Annotated in this window: 20 protein-coding genes; 14 read left to right on the forward strand and 6 right to left on the reverse strand. The window is 67.4% G+C overall.

What is annotated here, in order from left to right; all coding sequences use genetic code 11:
- Positions 1-102: 102 nt before the first annotated feature.
- Positions 103-1,107, reverse strand: coding sequence for a sulfate ABC transporter substrate-binding protein (locus tag LE190_RS05335; RefSeq protein WP_439847471.1), 1,005 nt, complete (start codon positions 1,105-1,107; stop codon positions 103-105).
- 227 nt (positions 1,108-1,334) lie between these two features.
- Here LE190_RS05335 and LE190_RS05340 point away from each other — a divergent pair, with 227 nt between their 5' ends.
- The 6 genes from LE190_RS05340 to LE190_RS05365 all read left to right on the forward strand — a co-directional run bounded on the left by LE190_RS05340 (position 1,335) and on the right by LE190_RS05365 (position 4,830).
- The gene (locus LE190_RS05340; protein WP_225237708.1) at positions 1,335-1,865 is read left to right on the forward strand and encodes a GNAT family N-acetyltransferase; all 531 of its coding nucleotides are present in this window, start codon (positions 1,335-1,337) and stop codon (positions 1,863-1,865) included.
- Positions 1,866-1,969: 104 nt separating this feature from the next.
- On the forward strand, positions 1,970-2,605 hold the full coding sequence (locus tag LE190_RS05345; protein WP_225237709.1) for a YcbK family protein: 636 nt from the start codon (positions 1,970-1,972) through the stop codon (positions 2,603-2,605).
- 82 nt (positions 2,606-2,687) lie between these two features.
- Entirely contained in the window at positions 2,688-2,984 is a 297-nt protein-coding gene (locus LE190_RS05350) for a DUF378 domain-containing protein (protein ID WP_225237710.1), read from the forward strand.
- Positions 2,981-3,448, forward strand: coding sequence for a metallophosphoesterase family protein (locus LE190_RS05355; protein WP_225237711.1), 468 nt, complete (start codon positions 2,981-2,983; stop codon positions 3,446-3,448). Before LE190_RS05350 ends, LE190_RS05355 begins: the two co-directional genes overlap by 4 nt.
- Positions 3,449-3,519: 71 nt before the next feature.
- Positions 3,520-3,927 (forward strand): hypothetical protein, encoded by a 408-nt coding sequence (locus LE190_RS05360; RefSeq protein ID WP_225237712.1) that lies wholly within the window; start codon positions 3,520-3,522, stop codon positions 3,925-3,927.
- A gap of 141 nt (positions 3,928-4,068) precedes the next feature.
- A complete protein-coding gene (locus LE190_RS05365; protein ID WP_225238059.1) occupies positions 4,069-4,830 on the forward strand; it encodes a transporter substrate-binding domain-containing protein in 762 nt (253 codons plus the stop codon).
- A gap of 89 nt (positions 4,831-4,919) precedes the next feature.
- Here LE190_RS05365 and LE190_RS05370 read toward each other — a convergent pair whose 3' ends face one another.
- The 5 genes from LE190_RS05370 to LE190_RS05390 form a co-directional block, all read right to left on the reverse strand.
- The gene (locus LE190_RS05370) at positions 4,920-5,222 is read right to left on the reverse strand and encodes a hypothetical protein (RefSeq protein WP_225237713.1); all 303 of its coding nucleotides are present in this window, start codon (positions 5,220-5,222) and stop codon (positions 4,920-4,922) included.
- A gap of 211 nt (positions 5,223-5,433) precedes the next feature.
- A complete protein-coding gene (locus tag LE190_RS05375) occupies positions 5,434-5,886 on the reverse strand; it encodes a hypothetical protein (protein ID WP_225237714.1) in 453 nt (150 codons plus the stop codon).
- 113 nt (positions 5,887-5,999) lie between these two features.
- The gene (locus LE190_RS05380) at positions 6,000-6,179 is read right to left on the reverse strand and encodes a hypothetical protein (RefSeq protein WP_225237715.1); all 180 of its coding nucleotides are present in this window, start codon (positions 6,177-6,179) and stop codon (positions 6,000-6,002) included.
- A gap of 59 nt (positions 6,180-6,238) precedes the next feature.
- Complete coding sequence (locus LE190_RS05385; protein ID WP_225237716.1) at positions 6,239-7,186, reverse strand: alpha/beta hydrolase; 948 nt, start codon at positions 7,184-7,186, stop codon at positions 6,239-6,241.
- Between the two features lie 5 nt (positions 7,187-7,191).
- Positions 7,192-8,868 (reverse strand): electron transfer flavoprotein-ubiquinone oxidoreductase, encoded by a 1,677-nt coding sequence (locus LE190_RS05390; protein ID WP_225237717.1) that lies wholly within the window; start codon positions 8,866-8,868, stop codon positions 7,192-7,194.
- Positions 8,869-8,999: 131 nt separating this feature from the next.
- On the opposite strand from LE190_RS05390, the gene LE190_RS05395 reads away from it, so the two are divergent.
- From LE190_RS05395 to LE190_RS05430, 8 genes are all read left to right on the forward strand, one after another.
- Positions 9,000-9,812 carry an SDR family oxidoreductase gene (locus LE190_RS05395; protein ID WP_229516977.1) on the forward strand — a complete coding sequence of 271 codons (813 nt, stop codon included), beginning with the start codon at positions 9,000-9,002 and terminating at the stop codon, positions 9,810-9,812.
- A 342-nt stretch (positions 9,813-10,154) separates the two neighbouring features.
- Positions 10,155-10,901 carry a beta-ketoacyl synthase chain length factor gene (locus LE190_RS05400; protein WP_225237719.1) on the forward strand — a complete coding sequence of 249 codons (747 nt, stop codon included), beginning with the start codon at positions 10,155-10,157 and terminating at the stop codon, positions 10,899-10,901.
- Complete coding sequence (locus LE190_RS05405) at positions 10,891-11,664, forward strand: lysophospholipid acyltransferase family protein (RefSeq protein WP_225237720.1); 774 nt, start codon at positions 10,891-10,893, stop codon at positions 11,662-11,664. Before LE190_RS05400 ends, LE190_RS05405 begins: the two co-directional genes overlap by 11 nt.
- On the forward strand, positions 11,657-11,911 hold the full coding sequence (locus LE190_RS05410; RefSeq protein WP_225237721.1) for a phosphopantetheine-binding protein: 255 nt from the start codon (positions 11,657-11,659) through the stop codon (positions 11,909-11,911). The genes LE190_RS05405 and LE190_RS05410 overlap by 8 nt, the downstream gene beginning before the upstream one ends.
- Positions 11,912-11,938: 27 nt before the next feature.
- A complete protein-coding gene (locus tag LE190_RS05415) occupies positions 11,939-12,193 on the forward strand; it encodes an acyl carrier protein (RefSeq protein ID WP_225237722.1) in 255 nt (84 codons plus the stop codon).
- Between the two features lie 4 nt (positions 12,194-12,197).
- Positions 12,198-12,743: a COG4648 family protein gene (locus LE190_RS05420; protein ID WP_225237723.1), complete on the forward strand. Its 546-nt coding sequence runs from the start codon at positions 12,198-12,200 to the stop codon at positions 12,741-12,743.
- The gene (locus LE190_RS05425) at positions 12,736-14,448 is read left to right on the forward strand and encodes an ApeI family dehydratase (protein WP_225237724.1); all 1,713 of its coding nucleotides are present in this window, start codon (positions 12,736-12,738) and stop codon (positions 14,446-14,448) included. The genes LE190_RS05420 and LE190_RS05425 overlap by 8 nt, the downstream gene beginning before the upstream one ends.
- Positions 14,445-15,533 carry a class I SAM-dependent methyltransferase gene (locus LE190_RS05430; protein ID WP_225237725.1) on the forward strand — a complete coding sequence of 363 codons (1,089 nt, stop codon included), beginning with the start codon at positions 14,445-14,447 and terminating at the stop codon, positions 15,531-15,533. The genes LE190_RS05425 and LE190_RS05430 overlap by 4 nt, the downstream gene beginning before the upstream one ends.
- The last annotated feature ends 7 nt before the right edge of the window (positions 15,534-15,540 follow it).

Below are 15,540 nucleotides of genomic sequence, written 5' to 3' on the forward strand. Positions count from 1 at the left end.
CATGCCGCCTTCACTTCCCGCCCAGAAAGCACACGGCCCTGCGCGGGGGGCAGGGCCGTGGCACGGCGGGACGCATTCCGCCGCTCATGCAAACGCTGTCGCTTACTTCGACGCGTAGATCTTGTCGAACTCGCCGCCATCGTTGAAGTGGACGGCCTGGGCCTTGCGCCAGCCGCCGAACAGTTCGTCCACCGTGAACAGCTGGATCGGCTTGTAGTTGGCGGCGTGCTTTTTCATGACCGCTTCCGAGCGCACCCGCAGGAAGTGCTTGGCGCCGATCTCCTGGCCGGCCGGCGAGTACAGGAAGTTCAGGTAGGCGGTCGCTTCCTTGCGCTGCTTGCGGCGGTCGACCACCTTGTCGACCACGGCCACCGGCGACTCCGCCAGGATCGACACGCTCGGGTAGACCACTTCGAAATTGTCGCCGAACTCCGCGCGCACCATGCTCACCTCGTTCTCGAAGGTGACCAGCACGTCGCCGATCTGGCGCTGGGTGAAGGTGGTGGTGGCCGCGCGGCCGCCCGCGTCCAGGATCGGCACGTTCTTGAAGATACGCGACACCAGTTCGCGCGCCTGGGCTTCGGTACCGCCCTTTTTCTTCAGTGCCGCGCCCCATGCGGCCAGGTAGGTGTAGCGGCCGTTGCCGGCGGTCTTCGGGTTGGGGATGATCACCTGCACGCCCGGGCGGGCCAGGTCGTCCCAGTCCTTGATCTTCTTCGGATTGCCCTTGCGCACCAGGTACACCATGGTCGAGTAGTAGGGCGCCGCGTTGTGCGGGAACTTCTTGGCCCAGTCCTTGGCCACCAGGCCGCGGTCGGCCAGCATGTCGATGTCGTTGGCCTGGTTCATGGTGACGACCGAGGCTTCCAGGCCGTCGGCGACGGCGCGTGCCTGCTTGCTCGAGCCGCCGTGCGACTGCTTGATGCTGACCGTCTCGCCGGTCTGCTGCTTGTAGGCCGCGATGAAGGCCGGGTTAATGTCCTTGTACAGCTCGCGCGCCACGTCGTAGGAGACGTTCAGCAGTTCGGTGTCGGCGGCGCTGGCCTGGAGCGGCAGTGCGGCGCCCAGCGCCAGGGCAAGGATCAGGCGGCGCAGAGGGGAAGTCATGGTCATGGAGGCTCGCTTTTCAAATCGGGTGGTGACAGCCTGCATGATCCGTACTTTCATCAAATTTCGGAACGATAGTTTTGTCATATGCTTAGTACTGCCGCGTTGCCTGGCGTTGCGGCGCGGCGCCGGCAGCAGGCAAGCGGGCTTCGGTGTATAGTCGTGCCCAGCCATTGCGCCGCTGAGCGCGGGTCCCGACTTCCGTTTTTTCTGCATAGTGATGTTTGATGTCCACGCGTTTTGATATTCGCAAGGCAGTGCCCGGTGATGCTTCCGCCGCCTGCGCGCTGCTGCGCCGTTCGATCGAGATCGGCTGCCAGGCCGACCACCGGGACCAGCCCGCCGTGCTCGAAGCCTGGCTTGGCAACAAGACCACGGCCAATGTCGCCAGCTGGCTGGCCTCGCCCAGCAACCATGCGCTGGTGGCCGAGCGCGACGGCGAACTGCTCGGTCTGTGCCTGCTGACCCAGGCCGGTAGGCTGGCGCTGTGCTATGTGGCCCCCGAGGCCCTGCGGACCGGCATCGGCGGTGCCATGCTGGCCGCCGCCGAGGAACAGGCGCGCGCCTGGAGCATCAACAAGCTGCAGCTGCATAGCCCGCCCGGGGCCAGCGCCTTCTTCGAGCGCCACGGCTATGTCAACGCCGGCAAGGACAAGGCCTGCTTCGGACTCGAGTGCGACCTGCTGTGGAAGGCACTCGACGCCAGCCTTGAACCGGCGCCGGGCGCGCGCAAGCGCTTTTGCAACTGCAGCAGCTAGGCGACCCCGGTTGGTGCGGCTTGAACTGCGCCATCATTGCGAACACATCTTTTGTCCGGGAGAAGCTTGCGATATAGTAAGCGCCTCGATTTGGATGAGTTCTTATGGCTTCACGTAGAGATTTCCTGCAACAGGGCGCCGCATTGTGCGCGGGCGGCATCCTTGGCGCCCCCCTGCTGGCCCCCGGCCTTGCCCGCGCCCAGGACGCCGGCCTGCAACCCCCGCCCGACCTGTTCGATGCCCAGCTGCTGGACCTCGACTTCTGGGTCAAGCCGCGCACGCTCTCGCTGGTGCGCCCGCAAAGCGGCGAAAAGGCCAGGGTGCTGTACTGGAAGGACGGCGAGGTCATCGATTCGGCCTACCAGGAGCTGTGCCATATCCTGCGCGATGTGAACGGCCGTGCCAGCGCCCCGATCGATCCCAAGCTGTTCGAGGTGCTGTGGGGTACCCAGGCCTTCATCGCGCGCTACGGCATGATCCAGCCGCTCGAGATCCTGTCCGGCTACCGCACCGAGGCTTCCAACCGGCGCCTGGTGGAAGAGGGCGTGCCGGCCGCGCGCAAATCGCTGCACATGGTCGGCAAGGCGGCCGACATCCGCATCGCCAGCCTGAGCGAGGATGTGCTCGGCGGCCTGATCCGCAGCTTCCGCCAGGGCGGGGTCGGTTATTACTACCGCTCCGGACCGAAGGGCGGCTGGATCCATGCCGATACCGGCCTGAATCGTACCTGGAAAGGCTGAGCCGCGCCGAGGCGTGCTCGCCCGCCTCCCGGCTTCCGCTACCATCTGTCCATCGACCCTGTTCTTGTCAAAGGAGGCAGTGATGGCAACGATGAATACTCCCACGATCGACCGCCGGACCCTGGGCGAACGGCGCAGCAACGTGCCGCGCGTGCGCGGCCGCTCCACCATGTCGGCGCTCGACTACCTGGCCATGGCCCTGCTGATCATCGGCGGGCTGAACTGGGCGATGGTCGGCCTGTTCGATGTCGACATGGTCGCCACCATCCTCGGCCCGGGCAGTCCGGCCACCCGCATCGTGTATGTGGTGGTGGGCCTGGCGGCGCTCTACTCGATCTATATCCTGGGCAAGATGGCAGGCAGCCGGCGCGCCCTGTGAGCGGCACGCGGGTCGGCCTGATCGCCGACACCCATGGCCTGCTGCGTCCACAGGCACTGGATTTCCTGCGCGGCTGCGAGCACATCATCCATGCGGGCGACATCGCCGGCCCCGATATCCTGGAGCCGCTCGCCGCGCTGGCGCCGCTGACGGTCGTGCGCGGCAATAACGACCGTGGCGCCTGGGCCGCGGCACTGCCGGAGACGGCCGTGCTGCGCCTTGGCGCGGTCGCCATCTATGTGATCCACGACCTCAAGCAATTGGATATCGACCCGGCCGCGGCAGGCATGCGGGTCGTCGTGGCGGGCCATTCGCACCGTCCCTCCTGCCAGCAGCGCGGCGGGGTGCTGTACGTGAATCCCGGCAGTGCGGGGCGACGCCGCTTCACGCTGCCGGTCTCGATCGGCGCATTGCTGGTCGAGGAAGAAGAGGTCAGCGTGCGCCTGGAGACCCTGGCCGTCTAGTCGCGCTTGCGGGTACGCTTAAACGGCGCAATATCCCGTAAAATATGGCTCGCTTCGCAATTGCTGCCCACATGAACCTGCCACCCGATACCCCGCCCCGCTTCCGCCCCCGCCCCTGGACCGCACTCGAGACCCCGCAGGACGTCGAACTCTGGATCGACGAGCACAACCGCGCCTTGCAGGAACTGGTCAAGCCAACCGAGACCGGGGTCGGCATCTGCTTCACGCTGGCCGAAGGCGGAAACGTCTATATGGCGACGACGGACGACGCCGTGCTGCTCGACGTCGAACCGGACGCCGACTGGATCGGACCCCTGATCCAGGCCGCCACCGGGGCCGAGGCGCCGCGTGGCCAGGTCTGGATCCTTTCCGACGACAAGCTGGTGGAGCTGATCCTCGGCCTGTCGAGCCTGGTGGCGAGTACCACCCTGGTCACTGGCCATCCGTTCGGCGCGCGCGCCCGCCGCGCCGGGCAATGAGCCGGCGCCTGCGCTGGCCGGTGCTTCCCGCCTGCCCGGGTTTCGGCGATACGCTCAGCTCGACCAGGACCGGGAGATGCGATGGACAGGCATAGGCAAAGTGCGGCGCGCCGCGGCGTGTTCGCACTCGGACTGGTCGCGATGTTCGGAGTGCTGGCGTCGCTGGCTCCCAGCGCGGCGGCGGCCGACCTGCTCGCCGAGCTCAAGGCGCGCGGAACGCTGCGTATCGCGCTCGAAGGCAGCTACCCGCCCTTCAATTTTCTGCATGCGAAGACCGGCCAGCCGGCCGGCTACGACGTCGACGTCGCGCGCCTGGTCGCGGGCAGGCTGGGTGTGCGCCCGGAATTCGTCACCACCGAATGGGCAGCGATCCTGCCCGGGCTGGCCGCCGGGAAGTACGACGTGATCGTCAGCCAGGTCGGCATCACGGCGCAGCGCGAACAGGCTTTCGATTTTTCGCGTCCGTACACCTATTCTTATCCACAACTGATCGTGCGGCGCAATGACCGCGCCAGCTACGCCAGCCTGAATGACCTGAAGGGCAGGACAGTCGGGGTGGGACAGGGGAGCGTGTTCGAGCAGCAGGCCCGGGCGGTACCGGGGATCGTGGTGAGGAGCTATCCGGCGACACCGGAGAACCTGCAGGACCTGGCCTTCGGTCGCATCGATGCGGCGCTCAACGACAGCCTGATGGCCGCCTACCTGCTGAAGCATTCGGCCTTGCCGATCAAGGCCGGCGCGCGGGTTGGCGCGGCCGAGCGCATGGGTATCGCGATGCGCAAGGGGAACCCGGAACTTAAGGCTGCGCTCGACCGCATCCTGCTCGATGCCGGCGCGGACGGCAGCCTGAAGGCACTGTCGATGAAGTGGTTCGGGATGGACGCCAGCCGTCCGCCGCCATGACGGCGCAGGCTGCTGCGCGGCAGCGCATGCCCGGGCTGGCGGCGAGGAACCAGGCTACGCCCTGAGCGCGGCCCGGTGCCGCGCGAGGATCAGCGCTTGCTGTCCTGGCCTTGTTTGAACGCTTCCGAAGCCTGCTGCGCGCTCTCTCCCTGGCGCTGTCCGTCGAGGTCGTCGAGCGCAGGGGTGCCGCCGGAAGCATGCTGGCCACCTCCCTGCTGCTGGCTACCCTGCTGCTGGCTACCCTGTTGTTGGTTGCCCTGCTGTTGGTTTCCTTGCTGCTGCATGCCGGACTGCTGGTTGCCCTCGCGCTGCCCTTGTCCGGCTGCGGAGACCAGGTCCTTGCTCGGGTCCTTGGTAGCATTGTCCGGTTGCGATTGTTTTTGCTGTTCCATATTCGTCTCCTCGTCGTGGATGGTCGAGCGACTATTTTATGCCGCGTGCCGGAATCGGCAATCGGCGTCCAGGCAGAGTTCGCGTAGGAGAGGTCGCACGGGCAGGCTGGGCAGGCATGTGAACGCGCACCGCGCAGGCGCAGGCCCGGGCGGTGCGTGTTGGTGCTACGGGTGGGAAGGCTGGCTTCCCGGTGCTACCGAGGATTCCGGCTCAACGATTGCCGCGTTGCTTGTCGCTGCTGTTGTCCTGGCTCCATGCCTGCGATGCATCCTTGGCGGATTCACCCTGGCGCGAACCCAGGTCGTCCAGTGCCGGTGTGCCGCCGGATGCATGCTGGCCACCCGACTGCTGGCTATCCTGGCGCCCGGACTGCTGGCTTCCCCGTTGCTGCTGACCTTGTTGCTGACCTTGTTGCTGTCCTGATTGCTGTCCTGATTGCTGGCTGCCTTGCTGCCGGCCCGACTGCTGACTGCCTTGCTGCTGCTGTCCAGATTGTTGGCTGGACTGTTGGCCGGATTGCTGGCTGCCCTGTTGTTGCCCAGACTGCATGTTGCCCGATTGGCGTCCCGATTGCATGTTGCCTTGCTGCTGGCTTGCACCCAGGTCTTCCATGTCGTTGTCGTGACGCGGGCCCTTGATGCCATGTCCTTTGTTTTCACCCATGTCGGTCTCCTTGACGAGTCGATGTAGGGACTATCTTAGTCCTCTCACCAGCTGCGGCAATCGGACTCGGGGACGTACCACCGTAGGACGGCTCGCACAAAGTCATCAGTAAATCACGAAGATCCAGCTTCACCCTGGCGCGTGCCAGGACCAGGTTGCTGGGGCTGTTTCGTGTGGTCTGACTGCTGGTTGTCAGCGCGGCTGCGCTCGAGGCGCTCGCGCTGGCGCTTGACGTCGAAATCGTCCAGCTGGACGTCACTCAGGCTGCGTTCGGAATCCTTGTTTTCAGGCATGGCTGCCTCCCGGCTATGGTAGAAGCCCCATGCTAGCCCTTTCCGTGCCAGGCAGGCGCTCAGGGCTGCGCGGGAACGATGCCCAGGCTGCGCAGGAAGCTGCGCGCCGCCTCGAAAGCGGCAAGCTGCTGCTCGCCCGTGAAGCCGCCGTGCCCCCCACCCGGGATGGTATGCAGGACGTTCCTGACCCCCACCTTGTCCAGTGCCGCCTTCAGGCGCAAGGCGTGCGCATAAGGCACCATGGGGTCGGCGTCGCCATGGATGGTGAACACCGGCGGACCGCCGGCGCGTACCTGGTTCAGCGGCGACACCGCGCGCGCCAGCCGTTCCCGGCCCGGGTCCGGCATGCTGCCGAACCAGGCCACCGCGTACGAGCGCTGGTTCGGGCCCTGCAGCATGTCGGCGACGTCGGTGATGCCGAACCAGTTGACCACCGCCGCCACCTTCGGCGCCGCGTTCCGGTACGGTCCGGACCAGCCCGGTTCGTTGGCCGCGCACTGGTGGGTGAAGGGCGAGTCGACGGGCAGCATGGCGGTGGCCAGCGCCAGGTGGCCGCCAGCCGAATTGCCGGTGGTGACCACCCGCTCCAGGTCGAAATGGTATTTCTTCGCGTTCCGGCCCACCCATTGCAGCGCGCACAGCGTGTCCTCGACGGCGGCCGGCGCGGGCGCGGTGTCCGCCAGCCGGTAGCTGACGTTCACCACCGTGAAGCCCATCTGCATCCAGGGCAGGGCCGACAGGGCCGAGCTTTCGCGGCTGCCCGCGACCCAGCCGCCGCCGTGGAAGCGCAGCACCACCGGGCGCGGTTTCGTGCCGGGCTCGTCGGGCAGGAGGACGTCGAGCTTGAGCTCCTGGCCGCTTGCCTTCAGGTAGGTCACGCCGGCATCGATGCCGTGCAGGTGGTCGAGCAGCACCGCCGCGCGCAGGCCGTCGTCGGCCGCCTGCGCGGCGCCCGTGCAGGCCAGCGGCAGCACCAGCAGCGCCAGCCGCGAGGAAAGGGCGCGCATCCCGCTTACATGTTCGGGTAGTTCGGACCGCCGCCGCCTTCCGGCGTCACCCAGACGATGTTCTGGGTCGGGTCCTTGATGTCGCAGGTCTTGCAGTGCACGCAGTTCTGGGCGTTGATCTGCAGGCGGTCCTTGCCCTCGTCGGTCTTGACGAACTCGTACACGCCCGCCGGGCAGTAGCGCTGTTCCGGTCCGGCGTACTTGGCCAGGTTGACGTCCACCGGAATGCTCGGATTCTTCAGCGTCAGGTGGATCGGCTGGTCTTCGGCATGGTTGGTGTTCGAGATGAACACCGAGGACAGGCGATCGAAGGTCAGCTTGCCGTCCGGCTTCGGATAGGCGATCGGCTGGAACTGGGAAGCCGGCTTCAGGCATTCGTGGTCGGCATGCTGGTGGTGCAGCGTCCAGGGCGCCTTGCCGCGGAACAGGATCTGGTCGATGCCAGTCATGATGGTGCCAATGTACAGGCCCTTGCTCATCCACGGCTTGAAGTTGCGCGCCACGTGCAGTTCCTCATGCAGCCAGCTCTTCTCGAACGCTGCCGGGTAGGACGCCAGTTCGTCGTGCTGGCGGCCCTCGCCCAGGGCCGCGAAAGCGGCCTCGGCCGCCAGCATGCCGGTCTTGATCGCCGCGTGGCTGCCCTTGATGCGGCTGGTGTTCAGGAAACCGGCGTCGCAGCCGATCAGGGCGCCGCCCGGGAACACGGTCTTCGGCAAGGACTGCAAACCCCCTGCGGTGATGGCGCGCGCGCCATACGAGATGCGCTTGCCGCCTTCGAAGTACTTGCGGATTTCCGGGTGCGTCTTGTAGCGCTGGAATTCCTCGTAGGGCGACAGGTAGGGGTTCTGGTATGCCAGGCCGACCACGAAGCCCACTACCACCTGGTTGTTCTCCAGGTGATAGAGGAAGGAGCCACCGTAGGTGTCGTTGTCGAGCGGCCAGCCAGCGGTGTGCACCACCAGGCCCGGCTTGTGCATGGCCGGGTCGATCTCCCACAGTTCCTTGATGCCGATGCCGTAGGTCTGCGGATCCTTGCCCTTGTTCAGGTCGTACTTGGCCATCAGCCCCTTGCCCAGGTGGCCGCGCGAGCCTTCCGCGAACAGGGTGTACTTGGCGTGCAGCTCCATGCCGAGCTGGAAGTCCGGGCCCGGCTCGCCGTCGCGCTTGACGCCCATGTTACCGGTGGCGACACCCTTGACCGAACCGTCTTCGTTGTACAGCACTTCGGCCGCCGGGAAGCCCGGGAAGATCTCCACGCCCAGGCTTTCCGCCTGCTGGCCCAGCCAGCGGGTCACGTTAGCCAGCGAAATCACGTAGTTGCCGTGGTTGGTCAGCATCTTCGGGACCATGAAGTTCGGCGTGCGGATGGCCTTGGTCTCGGTCAGGAACAGCACCTGGTCCTCGGTGACCGGGGTGTTCAGCGGCGCGCCTTTTTCCTTCCAGTCGGGGATCAGCTCGTTGAGCGCGATCGGGTCCATCACGGCGCCGGACAGGATATGGGCGCCCAGTTCGCCGCCTTTCTCGAGCACGCAGACCGAGACCTCCCGTCCTTGTTCCGTCGCCAGCTGCTTGAGCCGGATCGCCGCGGACAGGCCGGCAGGGCCGCCGCCGACGATGACCACGTCGTATTCCATCGCTTCACGCGGTCCGTATTGTTCGAGGATATTGGTTGGCTCGGTCATGGATATTTTAATAAGAAAGTGAAAATTTAAGCACGAGTGTGCACTTTTTTACTGCTGAATGCAATGTTGGCCGCCATTTTACGGACATTATTAGATGCGGCAATCTAATACTGGTGATTTGTGTAATCATGATGGCTTCGCAAGCAAGCCGGGAAGGGGAGCGGGACGTGGGCATCGAAGTCAATTACGAAGGAAAAATCGCCATGGTCACCGGCGCGTCGAGCGGGCTCGGGGCGCGTTTCGCGAAGGCGCTGGCCGGCGCCGGCGCGCAGGTGGTGCTGGCCTCGCGCCGTGTCGAGCGCCTGAAGGAACTGCGCGCCGAGATCGAGGCCGACGGCGGCGCCGCCCACGTGGTGCGGCTCGACGTCACCGACCTGGGCTCGATCAAGGCCGCCATCGCCCATGCCGAGACCGAGGCAGGTCCGATCGACATCCTGGTGAACAACTCGGGTGTCTCCAGCACCCAGCGCCTGCTCGATGTCACTGAGGACGACTACAACTACATCATGGACACCAACCTGCGCGGCGCCTTCTTCGTGGCCCAGCAGACCGCCAAGCGCATGATCCAGCGCGCCAAGGGCGATCCGCGCAAGCAGCACCGCATCGTCAACATCGCCTCGGTGGCCGGGCTGCGCGTGCTGCCCCAGATCGGCGTCTACTGCATGAGCAAGGCGGGCGTGGTGCAGATGACCAAGGCGATGGCGGTCGAGTGGGGCAAGTACGGCATCAACGTCAACGCCATCTGCCCCGGCTACATCGCCACCGAGATGAACGAGGACTACTTCGACACCGAGCAGGGCCGCAAGCTGATCGACATGCTGCCGCGCAAGCGCGCCGGGCGGCCGGAGGACCTCGACGGCCTGCTCCTGCTGCTGGCCGCGGACGAAGCCCATTTCATCAATGGCGCCGTCATCACGGCCGACGACGGCATGACGGCGCAATAAGCACCCGCGGTCGGCCATCGGGAGCGGCCCTACGCGGCCCTCCATCCCCCTATTGCTTTCGGGAGTAGCGCGGCAGTCGTGTAGTCCGTAGCCTACAACGCTGCTCTATCGTTGAGGCCGCTCCAAACGCCGCCGATCTCCCGGCGCGCGTGACAATGTGCGAGATTCCGGAGGGCGCCTCTATGGCATCATCCCGCCTTTCGCCGTCGCCTCGCCAGTCCCCCACTGTTGTAAAACGGGGTCTGCATGTCGGCTTGTTCCTACAAAGCAAGTCGTGCGATTATAATTCTGCTCAACATTTTCCCGCGCCGCGCCGCGCGCCCATCGTCAACCGTAGCATCCATGTCCGAATCCCACGTCGACTTCTCCATTGCGCGCCAGGCCGCGTGGGCACCCGGCCTGGCCACGACCGCGCGCTGGCGGGAATGGGCACGCGAGCCATGGCCGCTGGCGCCTACGGAAGAGCCGAAAGTGGCCGCGATGCCGGCTATGCTGCGCCGCCGCGCCGGCTTTCTCGGCCGTATGGCGCTGGAAGTCGCCTACGAATGCCTGGATGGGCAGCTCGGCGTGCCCACCGTGTTCTGCTCGCGCCATGGGGAAGTGGGCCGGGCGGTCGACCTGCTGGCCGAACTGGCACGCGGCGAGCCGCTCTCGCCCACCGCCTTCGGCCTGGCCGTGCACAACGCGAGCGCCGGCCTGTTTTCGATCGCGCGCGCGGACCGGGCCAACCACGTCGCCCTGGCCGGCGGCGCCGCGACCATCGAGCATGCCGTGATCGAGGCCTGCGGCCAGCTGGCGGACGGCGCGCCGACCGTGCTGCTGGTCGCCTGCGACACGGTACTGCCCGACGGACTGCGCCAGTTCGAGGATTGCGAGGAGCAGCCTTTCGCCTTTGCCTGGGCCATGACCGCGGCCGGCGCCGGCGAGCGCCTGCGCCTGTCCTGGCGTGCCTGCGTCGACGAACAGAAGGAAGAGGCCATGGGCATGCCGGGCGGTCTCGCCCTGCTGCGCTTCCAGCATGGCGCAGCCGATACGCTGGCGCGCAGCGCCGGCGGCAAGCGCTGGACCTGGAGCCGCCATGCGGACTAGGCTCTCCCATGCCTGGCGCGTGCTCGCCACCGGGCTGAGTTTCGCGCTGTTCGGCCTGGGCGGCCTGTTCCTGCGCGTGATCGTATTTCCGCTGCTGGCCCTGTGCGTGCGCGAACCGGGCGCACGCCGGCGCGCCGCGCGCGCCACCATCCGGGCCAGCTTCCGGGCCTTCGTCGGCATCATGCGCGGCCTGGGCGTGCTGCGCTACGAGGTGCGCGGACTGGATAAACTGGCGCGCGAGGGGCAGCTGATCCTGGCCAACCATCCGACCCTGATCGACACCGTATTCCTGATCGCCTTCGTGCCGAACGCCGACTGCATCGTCAAGGGCGCCCTATGGAACAACCCGTTTACACGCGGACCGGTGCGCGCGGCGGGCTATATCTGCAACGACCGCGGGCCGCAGCTGGTGGACGACTGCATCGCTTCGCTGCGCGCGGGCGGCAACCTGATCATCTTCCCGGAAGGCACCCGCACCCCGCGTGGCGGCGCCACGGAACTCAAGCGCGGCGCCGCCAACGTCGCCGTGCGCGGCGCCCGTCCGATCACCCCGGTGGTGATCCGCTGCGAGCCGCCGACGCTTGGCAAGGGCGATAAATGGTGGCACGTACCGCCGCGCCAGGCCCATTTCCACATCGAGGTCAGGGACGACATCGGCGTCGACCAGTACCGCGCCGGCGCGACCAGCGACGTGGTGGCGGCGCGCCGCCTCACCGAATACCTGCAACAGTTTTTTATGAAAGAAGGCCAGCACCATGCTTGAACAGGAAGTCAAGGGCTTGATCATCGATGTCCTCCAGCTCGAGGACATCACCCCGGAAGACATCGACAGCGAGGCGCCACTGTTCGTGGAAGGCCTGGGCCTGGACTCGATCGACGCGCTGGAGATCGGCGTCGCGCTGCAGAAGCGCTACGGCATCACGCTGTCGGCCGAATCGCAGGAAACGCGCCGCCATTTCGCCTCGGTGCGCGCGCTCGCGGCGATGATCGAAACCAATCGCAAGAAGTAAGGAGTGGCCATGGTAAGCATTCACGACATGAACCGCGATCAGCTGTTCACCTGGGTCGCCGACCTGCTGGCGGAGATGTTCGAACTCGAACGCGACAGCCTCACCCCGGCATCGAACCTGTACGCCGACCTCGACATCGACAGCATCGACGCGGTCGACCTGGCGGTCAAGCTCAAGCAGATGACCGGCAAGCGCCTGCAGCCGGAAGTGTTCAAGACCATCCGCACCATCGACGACGTGGTGGGCGCGCTGGCCGGCCTGGCCGAAGAGCAGGCGGCCTGACGCGGTGATCTGGAATGTCCTCGCGGCCGCGCTGACGCTGCTGTACCCGCTGGCGATCTGGTTCGGCCACGGCAGCGTCGAGCCGCGCTGGCTGGCCGGCCTGCTGCTGCTGGCCGCGGCTACCCGCCTGCCGGCACTGCGCATCAGCGCCGCGGCGCGCTGGAGCGCGGGTGGCGCGCTGCTGCTGGTGGCGGCGGCGGTCGCCACCAACGCCGTGCTGCCGCTCAAGCTGTATCCAGTGCTGGTGAACGCCGCGCTGCTGGCCGCCTTCGGCGCCAGCCTGCTGTCCGGGATGCCGATGGTGGAACGCTTCGCGCGCCTGCGCGAAGCGGAGCTGCCGCCGGCGGCCGTCGCCTACACCCGCCGCGTGACCCAGGCCTGGTGCCTGTTCTTCGCCATCAACGGCGGCATCGCCCTGTGGACGGCGCTGTTCGCGAGCGAGGCCGCCTGGTCGCTGTACAACGGCGTCATCGCCTATCTCCTGATGGGATTGATGTTCGCTGGCGAATACCTGCTGCGGATGCGCGTCAAGCGCTTGCACCATGCCTGAGCTTTTCCACGCCCTTGCCACCCGTTCGCCTGTCACTGTCGCCGGCTGGCGCGCCGGCGAAGCGTTTGCGCACGGCGCGCTGCTGGCGCGGATCCGCGCCTGGGCCGCGCTCGGCCGGCGCACCGACGCGCTCCAGGTCGCGCTGTACCACGACGACAGCCTGGAGTTCGCCGCGGCCCTGCTGGGCGCCTGGTTGTCCGGTAAGACCGTGTGGCTGGGCGCCGACGTGCTGCCCGCGACCTGCGCCGCGCTGGCGGCGAAGGCCGGCGCGTTCTGGGGCCAGTTCCCGGCCGGCTGCGCACCCCGCATGCCGGACGCCGATGACGACTGGCAGGGCGCGTGGACGCCGCCCGGCGCCGGCTTTTCGGCGCTGGTGGTGTTCACCTCGGGCAGTACCGGCACGCCGGTGCCCATTCCGAAGCGCCTGTCCCAGCTGACCGGCGAAGTCGCCGCACTGGAGGCGCAGTTCGGCGCGCGCCTGGGAACGGCGGCGATCCTGTCGACCGTCTCGCACCAGCACATCTATGGCCTGCTGTTCCGCGTGCTGTGGCCGCTGGCCGCCGGCCGGCCGGTGCACGCGCTGCGCCACGAATTTCCGGAAACTCTGGCCCCCGCGCTGGCCCAGGGGCCGGCCGTGCTGCTGGCCAGCCCGGCCCACCTGAAGCGCCTGCCGGAGCACCTGGACTGGCGCGGGGCGGCGGCCCAGTTGCGCGCCGTGTTCTCCTCGGGCGGCATGCTGGAAGCGGAAGCGGCCCGCCACGCCCAGGCGCTGCTGGGCCAGGCGCCAATCGAGGTGTATGGCAGTTCCGAGACCGGCGGCGTGGCATGGCGCCAGCGCGGCGAGGGCGCAGCCGCCGACGCCTGGCGGGCGCTGCCCGGGGTGCGCTGGCGGGTCGATCAGGGCGGACTGCTGGCAGTGCAGTCGCCCCATGCCGGCGTACCTGGCGATGATTGGCTCGGCCTGGCCGACCGTGCCGAGGATCTTGGCGACGGCCACTTCGTGCTGTGCGGACGGGCCGACCGCATCGTCAAGATCGAAGAAAAACGCATTTCGCTGGATGCCGTCGAAGCGGCGCTGTGCGCGAGCGGCATGGCGCGCGAGGCGCGCGTGCTGGCGGTGCCGGCGCCCGGGCGCCAGGTGCTGGCCGCCTTCGTGGTGCCGAGCCAGGCGGGGCAGGCCGTCATCGAGGGCGCGGGGAGCGCGGCCCTGAGCCGGCAGCTGCGCGCGGCCCTGGGCAGCAGCCTGGAAGCGGTGGCCCTGCCGCGCCGCTGGCGCTACCTGGAGCAGCTGCCCGTCAACGCCCAGGGCAAGACCACCCAGGCCCAGCTGCTGTCCCTGCTGGAGCCGCCCGCCGGGCGTCCGCGTGCACCCGCCCTGCGCGTGCTGGAGCAGGCACCTGGACGCGTGCTGCTGGAAGTGGTGGTGCCGGCGGACCTGCTGTACTTCGACGGCCACTTCGACGTCGCCCCGGTGCTGCCGGGCGTGGTGCAGGTGGACTGGGCGATCCGCTACGGGCGCGAGTACCTGGGCCTCGGCCCCGGCTTCGGCGGCATCAACGCCCTGAAATTCCAGCAGATGATCCGGCCCGAACAGCCGGTATCGCTCGAGCTGGTGCACGACGCGGCCAAGGACCAGCTGCATTTCCGTTATTTCTCCGCCGCCGGCGCCCATGCCAGCGGCCGCATCCTGTTGGGATCTCCATGAGCACCACGAATACCATGAGCAAGAAATTTTCGCCCCCCGGCCAGCGCGCCTTCGACGCCCGCTTCGAGGCCCAGAAGATCGCCTTCGGACCGGTCGTGTTCCAGTGCGTGCGCCATGCCTGGAAGCGCGGGATGCTGCAGGCGATCGCCGATGCCGGCGCGGCCGGCGTCTCGGTGGAGGAGCTGGCGGCGACCGGGCGCTGGACTCCGTACGCGCTCAAGCTGGTGCTGGAAACCTGCCTGTCGGCCGGCGTGGTCTACCTGGAAGAGGGGCGCTACGTGCTGGACAAGGCCGGCTTCGTGGTGCTGACCGACCCGATCACCCAGGTCAACATCGACTTCAACCACGACGTCTGCTACCAGGCCCTGTTCGCGCTCGACGCCTCGCTCGACGCCGGGCAGCCGCTCGGCCTGAAGGTGTTCGGCGACTGGCCGACGGTCTACGAAGGCCTGGCCCAGCTGCCGGAGCCGGCGCGCAGCAGCTGGTTCGCCTTCGACCACTATTATTCGGACACCTCGTTCCCGGACATCCTGCCGGACGTGTTCGCCACCAGCCCGCGGCGCGTGATGGACATCGGTGCCAACACCGGCAAGTTCACGCTGGCGGCGCTGGGCGCCAACGAGCGCGTGACGCTGCACCTGGTGGACCTGCCGGGCCAGCTGGCGGTGGCCGACGAGAAGCTGCGTGCGGCGGGCCTGCGCGAGCGCGCCACCCTGCACCCGACCAACCTGCTGGACGATGGCGCCGCGCTGCCGGGCGACATGGACCTGATCTGGATGAGCCAGTTCCTGAGCTGCTTCTCGGAAGCCGCCATCGCCAGCATCTTCCGGCGCGTGGCCGAAGCACTCGGGCCGCGCGGCCAGGTGCTGGTGCTGGACACCTTCTGGGACCGCCAGCGCTACGACATCGCTGCCTACTGCCTGATCAACACCTCGCCCTATTTCACGGCGATCGCCAGCGGCAACAGCAAGGTCTACGAGAGCGCCGACTACGTGCGCCTGGCCGAAGCGGCCGGCCTGCGCCTGGTGACCACGCGCGACGGCATCGGCTATTGCCATTCGCTGCTGCGCTTCGAGAAGGCGTGAGGGCGGC

Origin of the sequence: Massilia hydrophila, from assembly GCF_020208145.1 — a bacterium.
Lineage (GTDB): Bacteria > Pseudomonadota > Gammaproteobacteria > Burkholderiales > Burkholderiaceae_D > Telluria > Telluria hydrophila.